The following is a 15,668-nucleotide window of genomic DNA, read 5'->3' as shown; positions in this document are numbered from 1 at the left end:
TTATTTTACAAGAACCGGACGGACTTGCATCCGGTAATATTTACTATTATAATCTATATATTTGGAACTGGAAGTTAATTCTAATGCATAAGCCTTATTCGAACTACTGTACTCTGTGGAACTCCAATAATATCCAGAAGTGTAAGAAGACCCATTCACTATATTCTCCCCTGTAGTATAGAAATAAAAAGGTAAATAAATGGAATTCCCGTTCACAGCCGTTATCGTATATCCGTAAACCTTCCTTTCGGAATCATAGGCATACGTCCATGTACAATTATTTATCAACTCTTCCCATTGCTCTCTTGTCGGTATCTGCCAACGTTCGTTCCAAAGGTTCGTGGCGATATCATAAGCCGGATTTCCCACTATTTCATGTACATCATTGTTATAACTGCTACTGGTAGAAGTATTCGTACCATACGCATCCCCCCACGAGGTGTAGATTCCATCGTCATATTGGTTCGAGGCACCCACATTCATTGAAGCCCAACGCACGCTAAGCCCCAAATCCACGGCCTCTTCGGGATAATAATAAACAGAGGTCCATCCCTTGTTCTCCACTTGGGACGGCATCACCATGTAACCGCTCTCGCCAGCCATGAACTTGGTCGGATCGAAGGTCTTGGTATACTTATAATAAAGGTCGTCCAGTGTAATCACGTGGGTCTCATCCAACGAACAATATATATAAGGTGTATAGCCATCGGACTCAAACTGTGTGCTTATCTCTTCCGTAGATGTCGTAAACACATTGTCCGTCAGGCTGAACGACGTGTTGTACACCACCCCTGAAACCGCGACCGTCTTATCCTTCTCCCCTTTGATGTGCATACGGGCAGTCTTCGGAGCCAAAACCGCACTTACGAACAGTTCACTGTCATCCACGATATAAGTCGCAGCCTCATCCACATAAGCACAGCTCATCGGAGTCATGGTCACATGATAGTTGTCCGTGGCCGTGGCATTGACAAAGTAAAAAGCCTCACATTTCAAAGTGCTGCCAGTAGACAAGTTACCGTAGTAACTGATGTTCCACAGCGACGACGAGGCATTGTAAACCGCCTTGCCGCACACCACCGTTTTCTCATCGGCCTGATAGAAACGCAGGTAGATGACATCCCCCTCGTTCCATTCCGTTGAAGTCTCACGCTTCGGGGTGTAGGACTGCAAGCCGCCCGTCAAGTGCATGACCGCCGTATGTTCCGTCTCCTCCGTCGCTCCTGGCTGCCCCATGAGTTCCTCGGTGTCGTTGCTGCACGATACCCCTGCCATCAAGGCCGTTCCTACGGCCACAAGCCCAAAGAGTTGGCTTATCCTTTTCTTCATTGTTTTCATTTTATCTTCTGTTTTTTCGTTCTTGATTCTTATTTTATGCCTTGCGGCTTATTGTTCCAAGTTCTGGTCCGTGCCGTAGTCGTCACGGCTGATTTCACCCGATGTGCCGGGCGCGGGCGACAAGTCCTTGTCCTCGCCATAGTCCGACCGGATGATGAGGGCACCGTCCTTATAAGTCACGTCCAGACGGACATCCTCGCCGTAGTCGTCACGCACGAACTGAGTGTTCTTGGAATACTGCGTCACCACGATGTCCACCATCTTGGCCTCGGATGCCTCGCCGGACAAGCCGGTCAGGTAAAGCGATACGGTGGCTGTACGCTTGTCGTTGCCGCTATACGGTTCGGCAGTAAACATGAGTAGGTTATTGTTCGTTGCCACAACCAACCAATCGGCTCCGGAAGATTTTTCCACACGGAACGTCCCGTCGGTAGACACCGTCACAGGGGCAGATGTTCCCCCCTTATAGAAGAACGACACGGCCTGTGCATCGGTTTTCAGGTAACGTCCGGCCTGCTTGACGGCCAACTTCACTCCTTGTTTGTTGGCGGGTGTAAATACGATGGTATCCGTCCGGCTTTCCAGACTGGGGTTGTCTTGGGCGGAAATCACCAGTTTGGCATCGCCTTGCCCTTGCGTGGCGGAAAGTGCCAACCATGAGGACTGGTTCTTCACGGCTACCGTCCATGCCTGATTGGTCGCAATACCTAATTCTATGGTTCCTCCCTTCGAAGGCAAAGAAGCCGACGGTCCCCGGTCGATGGTGAAATAACGTCCTTTCTGCACCACGTTCACATACTGCACGGTGCCGCCCACCGCCACAGAGAGTAACCCCGTACGTTCATTGTCGGTTTCATTGGCCTCTACGGTAACCGTCACTTGCCCGTTGCCATGTCCGGACGACGGGGCGACGGTAATCCATCCGTCTGAAGTCGTAACCGTCCAATCACCATCGGTCGAGATGTCGAGCGTGTTCGACGAGGCCACGTTTTCAAACTGCAATACCGTTTCGAGCGGACCGAACGACTTGCCTTCCTGCGTCACCCAAAGGGTATCGGCCAAAGAAAGCCCTTGGTTACCCACAACCACACGTCCTTCTCTTTTTGTAGTGTTCGGATTGTCTTCGACATTTATCGTAAGAGTATGCTCCCCGGCCTCGCCGCTCTCCGGCGACACGCTTACCCAAGATGGTTTCTCCAACACGTTCCAGAACGACAGGTTGGTGGACATCGACACAGTCCGCGAAGCTGCACCCGATTCAAAATCAAACCGGCTCTCCGTCATGTCCATATACAAGCCCGACTGCTTCACCGGAATCTCTATCAGGAAATCACCGTCCACATGGAGGTTGACGGCTCCGTAGCGTTCCTCTACTCCACCGTTCTCCGTCACGCTCACCGACAGTTCCACCGTACCCGCCGAGCCGGAGGAAGGACTGACCTGAATCCAAGAATCAGTAGTAGAAGCCGTCCATCCCAAGTCGCAATACAACGTTACCGTTTTCGTGCCCGCCGTATTGCGGAAAGCCAGACTGCTTTCAGACAAGGAATATTCAGGAGCTTCCTGGCGGACTTCCAGATAATAGGTATAAATAGTAGGCGAAGAGCTTTGCCACTCCTGCCTGTAAGTGTCGAAATAGATATAGCCCACGCGCACGTCCTCGGTGGTGTTCGCCTCCACGGAAAACGTGACCTCGTTGCCCGAAGCCGTAGCCTGAAGCCAATCGACATCGGTGCGCAGGTCGAACTTGGGCGCGTTCGTCTCCACCGTAAAGGTCTCCGACGCAGCGGATGCAGAAACCCGCAACGGGACATCACATGACACGGTCAACGACGTGCCCGTATTTCCCTGCTGTTCTGCCCAAATCTGCTGGCTGTACCGGTAAACCGTCGTATCGATGGCCGACTCCAGACTGAACACCGAATAACGGTAATACGTGGACGGATTGACATCCGCCCCCACGCTGACAATGGAGAACGTATCCTCTCCGGTTCCTTCCGCCGGGGAGACCTTGAGCCATTCGTCGGCCACGTCCAACCGCCACGGCACGTTCCTGCATTCCACGCCGAACGTGGAGGGAGTCACCACGGTATCGGGTAAGTTGAAGCCTAACATATTCGTATATAAGTAATAAGCCTTCGTGGCAGGCACGACTCCCACGCCGCCCATGTAAAGTTCGTCATTGCAGGACACCGTCAGCCCCAACAGCGCCAGGCATCCTGACAAATATTTCATAATTCTTTTCCGTTTCATAACCATCTGTGCGTTTTCAAGTCATTAAAAGAAGAAATAGACCCCGACCTTGCAATTGAAGCCCTCGCTCCAGTCCTTCATGGAGGGCAACACGGACGACAACAGCTTATAACCGTCGGCTTCGGCAAGCTTGAAGGCGTATTCCGGAGTCAGGCTGATGCCGATGTGCGACGTGCAGGCCGCTTCAAGGCGCACCCCTCCCGTACCCGAAAGCGCATACACCGAAGTCTCGTTGTTTCCCGACACGCCCACATAAGTGCAACCGACTTGCGGAGTTATACGGAAGCGCGTGCCCAATATGAAGCCATAACCAAGCTTGCCGCCTACAACGGTCTTTACCTCAAGTTCTTCTTCCGTCCAAGGGGCAACCTGCTCGTTCTCACCCGTAGAGTTCCAAAATACGGTTTCCTTGCCGAAACCTTTCATGTAGAAAGCCTCTACATTCACATTCCCGGCATAGAAGCCCATCGTGCCGCCCACGGCCGTGAGCGAACCGAACTGTCCGTCCGCACCGAAATAGAATGCACTTCGCTTCATCAGTTGGCGCGACATCTTGAAATGCACTGCGGGTTTAGCCACGTCGATGTACATCTTGCGGCGGAAAGGGCGGTAACCGTAGTATCTGGCCTGAATGTCATAATTCCCCGAAGCCATCTCCTTCGTGAACGGAGTGGTGCCTTCGAGCGTGCCGTCTATCAGTACAGAAGCCCCTCTCGGCATACTGGAAAATGAAATCAGGGCCGTGGAGCTTAATTCCACATTCAGTTGCTCTTCCTTGCCCTCCATGATGTTCACCTCGCGCACCTCCGGTTTCCGGTTGGCCATAGATACCTCTACTTTATGTTGACCGATAAGCAAGTCTTGGATGATTTTCGGAGTCACCCCGTAATCTTTCCCGTCAATCTTGATTTGTGCGCCCACAGGAGTGGAATTCACCGAAAGGAAGCCCGTAATGGGTATAGGAGGGTCAAGGGTGATGGTGCTGGCCACATCTACCTCCACGTGGATTTCCTTTTGCGTCTTACGATGGTTGGCCTTACGGCATTCCACCAGATAAGTACCCGCCTTCAAAGGACCGGCCCAACGGCCTGCCCCTTTGCGTATCCCGTCGATATAGATGTCCGCTCCGCCTTCCACCGTCAGTGTCGTTTCTGCGAAATTGGACTCCAACACCGGCTTGATGACCGTGGTCTCGCCTTGTTTGATGGTAAACTCCTCCGTATGGCTCTTATAAAGATCCTTCACCAACAGCAGTTGGTATGTGCCGCAATCCCATTTGGTATCGCTTTTATAGGGCACCGTGCCCATCTCCTTGTTGTCGACAAAGACTTTAGCCCCCGAAGCGTTGCCAGGATCCTGTATTTCAAGATAACCGAAATTAGGGGTCAATTTCACTTTTTCCACATAGGTGCTATCCGAAGTCGTGAGCTTCACCCGCCCCGATGCCTCCACATAATTGGGCACCTTGATACCATAGAAATACGTACCGAATTCAAGATTCCACGCCACGCTGCCCGTCGCATCCGTAGTGGAAGTCTCCATAGGTTCACGTTCCCCCTCGCGCGTCAGCGTGACCACCGCATTAGATAGCCCAGGTTCCAGTTGTAATTGCAGGAACTGTTTGTTCAAGGAGCGTTCCACATTCCATGTCACCTTGTCAAAGGTGATTTTCATGACATACGTTGCTCCTTCCTTTATGGTGGTTTTCAAATCATACTTTTTGATAGGGGCATACCCGTCACGGCTGATAGTCACCGTGCGCGCGTTTTTCTGTACGTAAACCCACAGTTCATCACCATGTACCACGGTCTTGTGCATCATGTTACCAAAATTGAACATGAAAGCCTCTATGTTGTCGATTTTCACCGTGGGGTCGGCCGACATGAACTTGATGATGGCCATGAGTGAACCGCTGCCATCCACTTGCTTGTACTCTTCGGACGTAGCCGTAGTGGCTTGTTGGTCCTGATAAAATTCCGTGATGGTGAACTTATGCAAGCGTTCCAAATCTTTTTGGGCATAGGTTGCCATTATCCCCCAGCAAAGCAACAAGCAGAGTGTCCACTTCCTTTTTAAACTTTGTTGTGACATTTTCTTAATCTACCTGCCATTTGCCGCACCGGGTTTTCAGACATGCCGGAGGGCAAAAGCATTTCTTTTCGCCATATCTGCCGACTCTCCCCGCAAATCAATCCAGTTAGTACATCATTATATACGAAAAAAAGCGTGAGAGTCTGTACCCGTTACTCATCCCGCTTATCAAGGCTCTCGCATTGCCCAGTCTGGTAGAACGAGCAACGCAGAAGCCCACGCCGATATGTATACAATTCCCCCACACCCGGCACATACACCTTTATTAATAATAAGGTGAATATACCAAATATAAGGGGATGCGTATAAAACACATCCCGAGGACATCTACTGTTGCCTTATCTTGACCAAACTGTGAACTTGCGAGATTCTGATAAGCCCAAGACAAGACGCATGTAAACGCCTTTTCCCAATATATAGTGCTCCGGCTCGCCCAAGACCCGCCGTCAGTTCCGAGCACAACCTCTTTCCTTCAGGCCCGGCGTAAGCTTTTCCCATCCTTATCACGGCACTGGAACCATCCGTCCTCGCCATGAAAAATAGGAACGCAGGAGTACAAGGGCAAAAATACTAAAGAAGGTTGAAAGAAACAAATAAATCTTCAAGATATTCTCGGTATAACAGGCAAAATCCTTTTTCTTATGTATATAAGCCCCTCCTGACTCCCGTCCGCAGTGCTCCTTTGTAACCGGAAAGACATCCTCCGGCAAACCCCAATCCGTTTTTGACATTTTGTCATTTTCATCCGAAATGCGGCGCGTAATCCGGGAAAAATCCGCCGTGGAAGATTTCAAGCGATTCTCGCGCCGTCAGGGAAACCCGGAAAGAAAGCCGTTTCCCCTTTCGGCTGCCATTTCGTTTCCCGCCTCCCCGCACCATGCGGAAGAAACTCCCGGACGCGTCATCCTTGCAAACATTTTCCTTTCTTTCTGCCATTCCATTCAAGCACGGTTTTTCTCGGCAAATAGAGATTTACAAGGTACTTAAAGCCTTTCCATTCGTCGCCGAACGGGCATTTCCGGCACAAAATATCGACAACTCACCACCACTCTGCGCCAGACGAAAAATCTCTTTCAGCCAAACGATTTTCCGTTCGGCTGAGACCAAAAAACGGAAATGCACAATAGAAGCAGAAGAATGGAGTTTGTGTGAAAAACAGACCGTTTCATGAGCCACCAAAACTTCCGGAAACCATAAAACGACAAGGATAAAATTGACAAAAAGCAAGCAAAAACCCCGTTGATTCGTCCCATAATCAAGGCATAATCCGTATCTTTGCGGTGCAAAATGACAACCCCATAAATATGACGTTCACTCCATATATCCTTTTAGCATGCTTTTTAGCCGGAAGTGCCGCCTGCGCCCAAACTCCGGGACGGACGGCTCAAGCCATGGAACGGGCGGGCTTCGTGGATGTCCGCAGCATGGACAGCACGATACGCGTGAGCCTGATGTACGCACGGGCGGACAACTTCACGGGACGGGTGCTTTACACCGACCTGCATGAAGCTTACCTGCACCCGAAAGCCGCACGCGCTCTGGCCAAGGCCCAAAAAATCCTGAAGACCTCCCACCCGGAACTGAGCCTGAAGGTGTACGATGCCGCCCGCCCGATGCACATCCAACAAAAAATGTGGAACGTAGTGGCCGGAACACCGAAGAATATCTACGTGAGCAATCCCAAAAACGGCGGGGGATTGCATAATTACGGTATGGCCGTGGACCTCACGCTCTGCGACGCGAAAGGCGACACGCTGTCCATGGGCACGAAAATAGATTACTTAGGCAAATTGGCCCATATCGACAACGAGGCGGAAATGGTAAAGCAGGGCAAACTCACGCCGGAAGCCCGGAGCAACCGCGAACTGCTGCGCCGGGTCATGCGCCAAGCCGGGTTCAAAGCCCTGCGCACGGAATGGTGGCATTTCAATTTCATCACGCGCGCCGAAGCCAAAGCGCATTATAAACCCATTCCATAAAACACATGTTGGACGAAAAGACACAAGATTTTATCCGGACACACCGGGAGGAGGATGTACGCCGACTGGCCCTGAAACCGGCCCCGGAGAACGTAGACCTGCGCATGGCCTTGCAACAAATCGAGGGTTGGCAGACGGCAAGACGCAAACTCCCCTCATGGGCGGAACGAGACGGGATACAGTATCCGCCCCGTCTCCCGATGGAGCAATGTTCTTCGGAACAGACGGCAAGGTACAAACAAGCCCTCGTAAAACGCTTGTTGGACAACGACAGCACGGAAGCTCCCCATACCCTGATGGACCTGACCGGAGGTTTCGGCATCGATTTCAGCTTTCTGGCTCCACTGTTCGACCGGGCTGTCTATATGGAACGCCAACCGGAATTGTGCCGTATCGCGGCACATAACTTCAAAACATTGGGATTGGCACAAGCGGAAATCCGGGAAACCGACTCTTCCCTTTCGCCGGACGAATGGCCCGACGCCACTTGTTGCTTCGTCGACCCGGCACGGCGCGACACCGTCGGGCGCAAGACGGTGGCCATAGAAGACTGCGAGCCGGATTTATCCATCCTCCAGGAAGCCATCCGCCGCAAGGCGGCTTTCAGCCTCATCAAGCTCTCCCCCATGTTGGACATCCGGACGGCCCTGCGCACCTTGGCACACGTGGCCGAAGTCCACGCCGTCAGCGTACAAGGGGAATGCAAGGAACTGCTGTTAGTCATGACACGGCAAAAACCGGAAAAGACGGCGTGCCATTGCGTCAACCTCGGCACGGAAGACCCCACTTTCACGTTCACCTTGACTGAAGAGGAGGAGGCCGCATGCACTTATTCGGACACGCCGGGCCGATTTCTCTACGAACCGAATGCTTCCGTGATGAAGTGCGGCGGATTCCGCAGCCTGGCCACACGTTACGGCCTGCGGAAACTGCATCCCAATTCCCATTTATACACCTCAGACCATTCCTGCAAGGATTTTCCCGGGCGGGCGTTTGCCATAGAGGATTGTTGCGGATTCGGCAAAAAGGAACTGAAAGGACTTTTAAACGGCCTCGGACAAGCCAATCTGACCGTCCGCAACTTTCCGGACACCGTAGCCGGACTCCGCAAACGCCTCAAACTAAGGGAGGGAGGCAACGCTTACCTCTTCGCCACGACGTTGTCCGACGGACGGCATGTGCTGCTCCGGTGCCGGAAAGCGGGACCCCAATAAAAAAGGCCGGCTTCACAGCCGACCCCTTCCTTATGAAAAAAATTGCTCTGTTACTTTAACCTGTAACGGGTCTCTTCCAATCTGTATTTCTTCGTCTTCACTTGTTCCTTCTTCACGCCCTCACCCGTGACTTTTACGATAGCCACACGGTTCTTGTCGTTCTCGGCAAACGGTTGCACGGTGTCGCCCTTATATTCGGAAGTAATGACAGAGCGACTCACACCGGCCTTCACTAACGCCGCAACGACTTTCTCCGCCCGTTCCTTGGAATATTGCATATTCAACTCCGGTGTTCCCGTGGCTTTATCTGCATAAGCGGTTACCTGTACGTTGCAATTCTTATGCGCCTTGACAAAATCGGCTATCTTCTGAATCTTTGAAGCCGGATCCGGTTCGCTCAAACGGATTTTATAGTAAATATTGTCCTCGTAAGTGACTTTTTCGGGCACGTCCCTATACGTGATGTCGTCATACCAAACGGTATCCGTACGCGTAGCCCATTCCTCTGCCACCAGAACCGGCTCTTCCGCCATCTTTTCGGCCTTCTTCTGCCCGAACTTGAAAATCAGACCTAAAGAAGCTGTGGCAGCCCAGTCATTTCGGTCGGTCGTTTTAGAATTGATACGATCGGATCTGTTATTAGCGGCCAATTCCAGATTCAGTCCGAAATGTTTGACGATATTGAAATCGAGCTGCATTCCCAACCGCACATTATGCGAAAGCCTACGATCCTGCCATGCCATCGGATAGTTCTCGGCTGCTTTGGCAGCCAACGCGTGGAAATCGTCATTGTCCCATGCGCCTGCCAATCCTACACCTCCAAGAAGAATAAGATTAAAGACACGATCTTTATCGCTACGGAACATGTTGGTCACGTTCAACAGCAAGTCCGCACTACCCGTCACCGTATTGAAATCGTAAGTTTCATTCAAAGATTTGATACCCCCCTTGTTCTCGTAACCGCTCACATGCAAACGCGCTCCAACGACCGGATTGAAATAAGCACCGAACGAAACGCCGTAACTCGGTGTGATCAACTTGCTGAAATCATAATGAGTAAAAGACACTTGCGCGCCCCCGTTCAACCCGAAGAACATGTGCGGATACGGACGATAATCTTTCTCACTGTTTCCTTCTCCGGCATAAGCCACTCCCGTACCTATGGCCATAGCCATAACCGCGAGCATACATCTTATCTTTCCCATCAGTCTATATTTTTATGATTCAACTTGGATTAAGTTCACAAATATAAGATAAATACAAGAAGCTAACAATCTTTTTTAACTTTTTCTTAAAAAAAAGGGAGGATAAGCGAAAAGCGAAGCATTTTACTCAACTGTTAATAAAAAAAAGACTATATTTGCACGTTTGCGCATTGCCGCAATTTATTGACCATTTTACATATATGACATGTCTGCTGTAACCATTAAAAAAATATCGACTCGCCGAGAGTTGAAAGCGTTCATACGTTTCAACTACGAACTGTACAAGGACTGTCCGTATGCCGTGCCCGACTTTTTGGAGGACACGCTCGACACGTTCAACCCGCAGAAAAACGCAGCCTTCGATTTCTGCGACGTGGATTATTTTCTGGCTCTACGCGAAGGAAAAATCGTGGGGCGCGTGGCTGCCATCATCAACCATAAGGCCAATCAGACATGGGGCACGAACAACGCCCGCTTCGGTTGGATCGACTTCACGGACGACCCGGAAGTGAGCCGTGCCCTGATGGACACGGTGGAAGCTTGGGGACGTGCCCGCGGATGCGACAAGATAGTAGGGCCTTTAGGGTTTACGGACATGGATCCGGAAGGCATGCTCACCGGCGGCTATGACCAGTTGAGCACGATGTCCACAACATACAACTATCCTTATTATCCAATTCACATGGACCGCCTTGGTTATACCAAAGAGGTGGACTGGGTGGAGCGCAAGATACGCGTACCCGACCAAGACCATCAGGCGCACATGGACAAATATTTCCGCGTGGCGGAGATGAGTGCCAAACGCTATAACCTGCGTGTACGCAAATTCAAAAGCGCCAAAGAAATACGTAAAGGCGGATGGGGGCCGAAAATATTCGATGTAGTCAACAAAGCATACGCCCCGTTGTACGGTTATTCCGAGATGAACGAGCGACAGGTTGCCCAATACGTCAACACTTACCTTCCGCTCGTAGACATGCGGCTCGTCACGCTCGTGGAAGACGCCGAAGGACGCATCATAGCCATGGGGGTGGGTATGCCTTCCCTCTCGCACGCTTTGCAGAAAGCCAAGAGCCGCCTGTTCCCTTTCGGTTGGTATCATTTGGTCAAGGCCCTGTTCTTCAAGCATTCGGATATCATAGATTTGTTGCTTGTGGCCGTCCTTCCGGAATATCAGAACAAAGGGGTCAATGCCATGCTCTTCGCCGACCTCATCCCCATTTGCCAACAGATGGGCTTTAAGTTCGGCGAAACGCATCCGCAACTGGAGACCAACGAAAAAAGCCAAGGGCAATGGGCTTACTTAGACGCAGAAGTACATAAACACAGACGTTGCTACCAGAAGTCACTTAAATAGAAACACACTATGGCAGAAGAAGAGAAACCAAACGAAGCACCGATACTTACCGAATACACCGAAGACCATATCCGCCACTTGTCGGACATGGAACATATCCGTACCCGTCCGGGCATGTACATCGGAAAACTGGGCGACGGTTCTCATGCCGAAGACGGTATCTACGTGCTTTTGAAAGAAGTGATAGACAACAGCATCGACGAGTTTAAAATGAATGCCGGCCGACGGATAGAAATCACCGTAGAGGACAACTTGCGGGTCAGCGTACGCGACTATGGCCGCGGTATCCCTTTGGGCAAACTCATCGAAGCGGTGAGCATGCTCAACACGGGCGGCAAATACGATTCCAAGGCATTCAAGAAGAGCGTGGGACTGAACGGAGTGGGTGTGAAAGCGGTCAACGCGCTCAGCTCGCACTTCGAAGTGCGAAGCCATCGCGACGGCGAAATGCGCCGGGCCACTTTCGAACGCGGAATCCTGACCAGCGAATCGACGGAACCGACAGCCGACGAAAACGGAACTTTCATCTATTTCGAACCTGACTGTGCTTTGTTCAAGAACTACACGTTCCGCACCGAATTCATTGAAACGATGCTGCGCAACTACACATACCTGAACACGGGACTGACCATCATGTTCAACGGCCGCCGCATCCATTCCCGCAACGGTCTGGTAGACCTGTTGAACGATAATATGACCAACGACGGGCTTTATCCTATCATCCACTTGAAAGGGGAAGACATAGAAATAGCCTTTACCCACACGGGACAATACGGAGAGGAATATTATTCGTTCGTCAACGGACAGCATACGACCCAAGGCGGCACGCACCAAAGTGCCTTCAAAAAACACATTGCCGAGACCATCAAAGATTTCTCAGGCAAGAACTTCGATTACGGAGACATCCGTAACGGACTGGTGGCGGCCATCGCCGTCAACATCGAAGAACCGCTCTTCGAAAGCCAGACGAAAATCAAATTAGGGTCGCTGACCACCATACCCGACGGCGGAATCAGCATAGACAAGTTCGTGGGCGACTTCGTCAAAGAACAGGTGGACAACTACCTGCACAAGAATACGGACATCGCCGACATCATCATACAAAAAATCACCGAAAACGAAAAGGAACGCAAAGCCATCGCCGGCGTGACAAAGTTGGCACGCGAACGAGCCAAGAAGGCCAACTTGCACAACCGCAAACTGCGCGACTGCCGCATCCACCTGAACGATGCCAAAGGCGACCTGAAGGAGGATAGCAGCATCTTCATCACCGAAGGCGACTCGGCTAGCGGCAGTATCACCAAGAGCCGCGACGTGACGACCCAAGCGGTGTTCAGCCTGCGAGGCAAGCCGTTGAACTGTTTCGGTCTCACAAAGAAAGTGGTGTACGAAAACGAGGAGTTCAACCTCCTGCAAGCCGCCCTGAACATCGAAGACGGACTAGACGGGCTACGCTACAACAAAGTCATCGTGGCTACCGATGCCGACGTGGACGGCATGCACATCCGCCTGTTGATGATTACTTTCTTTCTACAGTTCTTCCCCGAACTTATTAAGAAAGGACACGTGTATATTCTCCAGACGCCCCTTTTCCGCGTGCGCAACCGCAAAAACAAAATCGGCAAGCAAAAGTTGAAGGAACTGGAAGAAGAAGCCAAGGCTGCCAAATCGGACTTCATCACCCGCTATTGTTATTCCGACGAGGAGCGCGTGGCGGCCATCGAAGCCTTAGGTCCCGACCCGGAAATCACCCGTTTCAAAGGGCTTGGGGAAATCTCTCCCGACGAGTTCAAGCACTTCATCGGCCCGGACATCCGTCTGGAACAAGTGTCGTTGCATAAGAGCGACCAAGTGAAAGAGCTATTGGAATATTACATGGGCAAGAACACCATGGAACGACAGAACTTCATTATCAACAACCTGGTCATCGAGGAAGACCGTGCGGAAGAAGACGAAACCGCAGAAACCGCTATATAAAGATTCATCAATGGAAAAAATAGCCATATTCCCCGGTAGTTTCGACCCTTTTACCAAAGGACACGAATCTCTGCTACGACGGGGGCTTACGCTCTTCGACCGCATCATTATCGGCGTGGGCATCAATGAATACAAGCGCATGGAACAAAGTACGGAAAAGCGCATTGCCGCCCTGCGTAAACTTTTTGCCGGGGACGAACGCATCCAGGTGGAGGGCTACTCGGACCTGACCGTAGATTTCGCAGCCCGCCATCACGCCCGCTTCATCCTGCGCGGCATACGCTCCATCAAGGATTATGAATATGAAATGAACATAGCCGACCTGAACCGCCGGTTGACAGGCGTGGAGACTATTATCTTGTTCACAGAACCGGAATGGGCGTTCATCAGTTCCACGATGGTGAAGGAACTTATGCACTTCGGGAAGGACATATCACCTTATATCCCGGAGGGACTCGAATATGAATAAACAACAATTCAGCACAAACATCATGAAAAAAACTCTTTGGGCAGCCTTGCTCTTCTGCCTTCCGTGGACGGCTCCGGCGCAACGGAAAGGAAACATGTCGGAAATGGAACAGTCCATGCGTAAACTCTCCATGGCCCAGTTGGCCATCAGCAGCCTATACGTGGACAGCGTGGACGAAGTGAAACTGACGGAGGATGCCATCAACGGGATGCTCTCCAAACTGGATCCGCACTCCTCTTACACCAACGCCGAGGAAACCAAGAAGATGAACGAACCGTTGCAAGGTAATTTCGACGGTATCGGCGTACAATTCAACATGTTGGAAGACACGCTTGTCGTCATTCAGCCCGTGGCCAAAGGACCGTCGGAAAAGGTGGGCATCCTGGCCGGCGACCGTATCGTCAGCGTGAACGACACTGCCATTGCCGGTGTGAAGATGAGCCGTGAGGAAATCATGCGCAGGTTGCGTGGCCCGAGAGATACAAAAGTAAAATTAGGTGTGGTGCGGAACGGTATCAAAGACCGATTGGAATTCATCGTCACGAGGGACAAGATTCCTGTATCTACCGTAGATGCGGCTTTCATGGTAACCCCCACTGTGGGGCTTATCCGCCTGTCCAGTTTCGGTAGCACGAGCCATGATGAAGTGAAGAAAGCCATCAAGGACTTGCAAGACCAAGGCATGAAGGACTTGATACTGGACTTGCAGCAGAACGGCGGCGGATATATGGATGCCGCGACGGGCATTGCCAGTGAGTTCCTGCCCAAGAACGATTTGATTGTCTACACCAAAGGATTGCGCACGCCCTATAAAGAATTCCGCGCCCAAGGCCCGGGATTGTTCCGTGAGGGGAGAATCATCGTATTGGTGGATGAATATTCAGCCTCGGCCTCCGAAATCGTCACGGGAGCCATCCAAGACCAGGACCGCGGCTTGGTGGTGGGCCGCCGCACGTTTGGCAAAGGCCTGGTACAAAAGCCTTTCGTCCTGCCCGACGGCTCCATGATCCGACTGACCGTGGCACGTTATTATACACCGAGCGGACGCTGCATCCAAAAGCCCTACACCATGGGGGACAAGATGAAGTATAACATGGACGTCATAGAACGTTACAACCATGGCGAACTGACCAACGCAGACAGCATCCACTTCCCCGACTCCTTAAAATATAAGACTTTGCGCAAAGGCCGTACCGTCTATGGAGGAGGAGGTATCATGCCGGACTATTTCATACCGTTGGATACGACACGCTACACCAAATTCCATCGCGAACTGACGGCCAAAGGTGCCATCGTCAACGCCGACCTCAAGTTTATTGATAAATACCGTAAGAAAATCCGGCGCGGATACGCTTCATTCGACAAATTCAAAACTGGTTTTGAAACACCCCAAGAACTCATCGACCTGGTACTTGCTGAAGGGGAAAAAGCCGGTGTGAAGCCCAAAGACGAGGAAGAACTTCAAAAGACATTACCGGAACTGAAACTTCAGATGAAAGCCTTGATTGCACGGGACATCTGGGACATGTCGGAATACTTCGCCGTCATGTACGAAGAGAATCCGTTCGTGAAAAAAGCATTGGAGCTTCTTAAATAATCTACCTTACACAGGAGTTTCACAAAAACATCTTCCATCTTTCAGGATATGCTGTAAACCTTTCGCTTAAAGCATATTAGTATCCTGAAGGATGGAAGTGCCATCTTTCAGCCCACTTTCAGGTAATGGGCTGCTACCGTTGTGCGCCAAACGGAAAATCAATCTCAGGCGAGTGATTTTTCAATCTC

At 51.2% G+C, this 15,668-nt stretch carries 11 protein-coding genes; 6 read left to right on the top strand and 5 right to left on the bottom strand.

The features are described from left to right. The 4 genes from HMPREF9442_RS07780 to HMPREF9442_RS16215 form a co-directional block, all read right to left on the bottom strand. Entirely contained in the window at window positions 1–1,329 is a 1,329-nt protein-coding gene (locus HMPREF9442_RS07780) for a fibrobacter succinogenes major paralogous domain-containing protein (RefSeq protein ID WP_040602823.1), read from the bottom strand. 57 nt (window positions 1,330–1,386) lie between these two features. Beyond that, on the bottom strand, window positions 1,387–3,573 hold the full coding sequence (locus tag HMPREF9442_RS07775) for a BACON domain-containing protein (protein WP_040602822.1): 2,187 nt from the start codon (window positions 3,571–3,573) through the stop codon (window positions 1,387–1,389). Between the two features lie 42 nt (window positions 3,574–3,615). Next, window positions 3,616–5,682, bottom strand: coding sequence for a PEGA domain-containing protein (locus HMPREF9442_RS07770; RefSeq protein WP_087944090.1), 2,067 nt, complete (start codon window positions 5,680–5,682; stop codon window positions 3,616–3,618). Between the two features lie 741 nt (window positions 5,683–6,423). After that, window positions 6,424–6,618, bottom strand: a complete 195-nt coding sequence (locus HMPREF9442_RS16215) for a hypothetical protein (protein WP_130893902.1) — start codon at window positions 6,616–6,618, stop codon at window positions 6,424–6,426. 368 nt (window positions 6,619–6,986) lie between these two features. Between HMPREF9442_RS16215 and HMPREF9442_RS07755 the strand changes: the two genes are divergently transcribed. Continuing rightward, on the top strand, window positions 6,987–7,661 hold the full coding sequence (locus tag HMPREF9442_RS07755) for a M15 family metallopeptidase (protein ID WP_008627151.1): 675 nt from the start codon (window positions 6,987–6,989) through the stop codon (window positions 7,659–7,661). Between the two features lie 5 nt (window positions 7,662–7,666). After that, the gene (locus HMPREF9442_RS07750; protein WP_008627150.1) at window positions 7,667–8,875 is read left to right on the top strand and encodes a THUMP-like domain-containing protein; all 1,209 of its coding nucleotides are present in this window, start codon (window positions 7,667–7,669) and stop codon (window positions 8,873–8,875) included. A gap of 50 nt (window positions 8,876–8,925) precedes the next feature. Here HMPREF9442_RS07750 and HMPREF9442_RS07745 read toward each other — a convergent pair whose 3' ends face one another. Next, window positions 8,926–10,080: an OmpA family protein gene (locus HMPREF9442_RS07745; protein ID WP_232038437.1), complete on the bottom strand. Its 1,155-nt coding sequence runs from the start codon at window positions 10,078–10,080 to the stop codon at window positions 8,926–8,928. 205 nt (window positions 10,081–10,285) lie between these two features. On the opposite strand from HMPREF9442_RS07745, the gene HMPREF9442_RS07740 reads away from it, so the two are divergent. The 4 genes from HMPREF9442_RS07740 to HMPREF9442_RS07725 are packed head-to-tail and all read left to right on the top strand — an operon-like array spanning window position 10,286 to window position 15,480. Then, entirely contained in the window at window positions 10,286–11,437 is a 1,152-nt protein-coding gene (locus HMPREF9442_RS07740) for a GNAT family N-acetyltransferase (protein WP_008627148.1), read from the top strand. Between the two features lie 9 nt (window positions 11,438–11,446). Further along, window positions 11,447–13,414 carry a DNA topoisomerase IV subunit B gene (locus HMPREF9442_RS07735; protein WP_008627147.1) on the top strand — a complete coding sequence of 656 codons (1,968 nt, stop codon included), beginning with the start codon at window positions 11,447–11,449 and terminating at the stop codon, window positions 13,412–13,414. Window positions 13,415–13,424: 10 nt separating this feature from the next. Next, window positions 13,425–13,883, top strand: a complete 459-nt coding sequence (gene coaD / locus HMPREF9442_RS07730) for a pantetheine-phosphate adenylyltransferase (protein WP_008617490.1) — start codon at window positions 13,425–13,427, stop codon at window positions 13,881–13,883. A 22-nt stretch (window positions 13,884–13,905) separates the two neighbouring features. Then, window positions 13,906–15,480 (top strand): S41 family peptidase, encoded by a 1,575-nt coding sequence (locus HMPREF9442_RS07725; protein WP_040602827.1) that lies wholly within the window; start codon window positions 13,906–13,908, stop codon window positions 15,478–15,480. Window positions 15,481–15,668: the final 188 nt, after the last annotated feature.

The sequence above is a fragment of the Paraprevotella xylaniphila YIT 11841 genome, assembly GCF_000205165.1.
Lineage (GTDB): Bacteria > Bacteroidota > Bacteroidia > Bacteroidales > Bacteroidaceae > Paraprevotella > Paraprevotella xylaniphila.
Note: the sequence above shows the minus strand (reverse complement) of the source record. Positions and strands in the feature narration are given on the sequence as shown.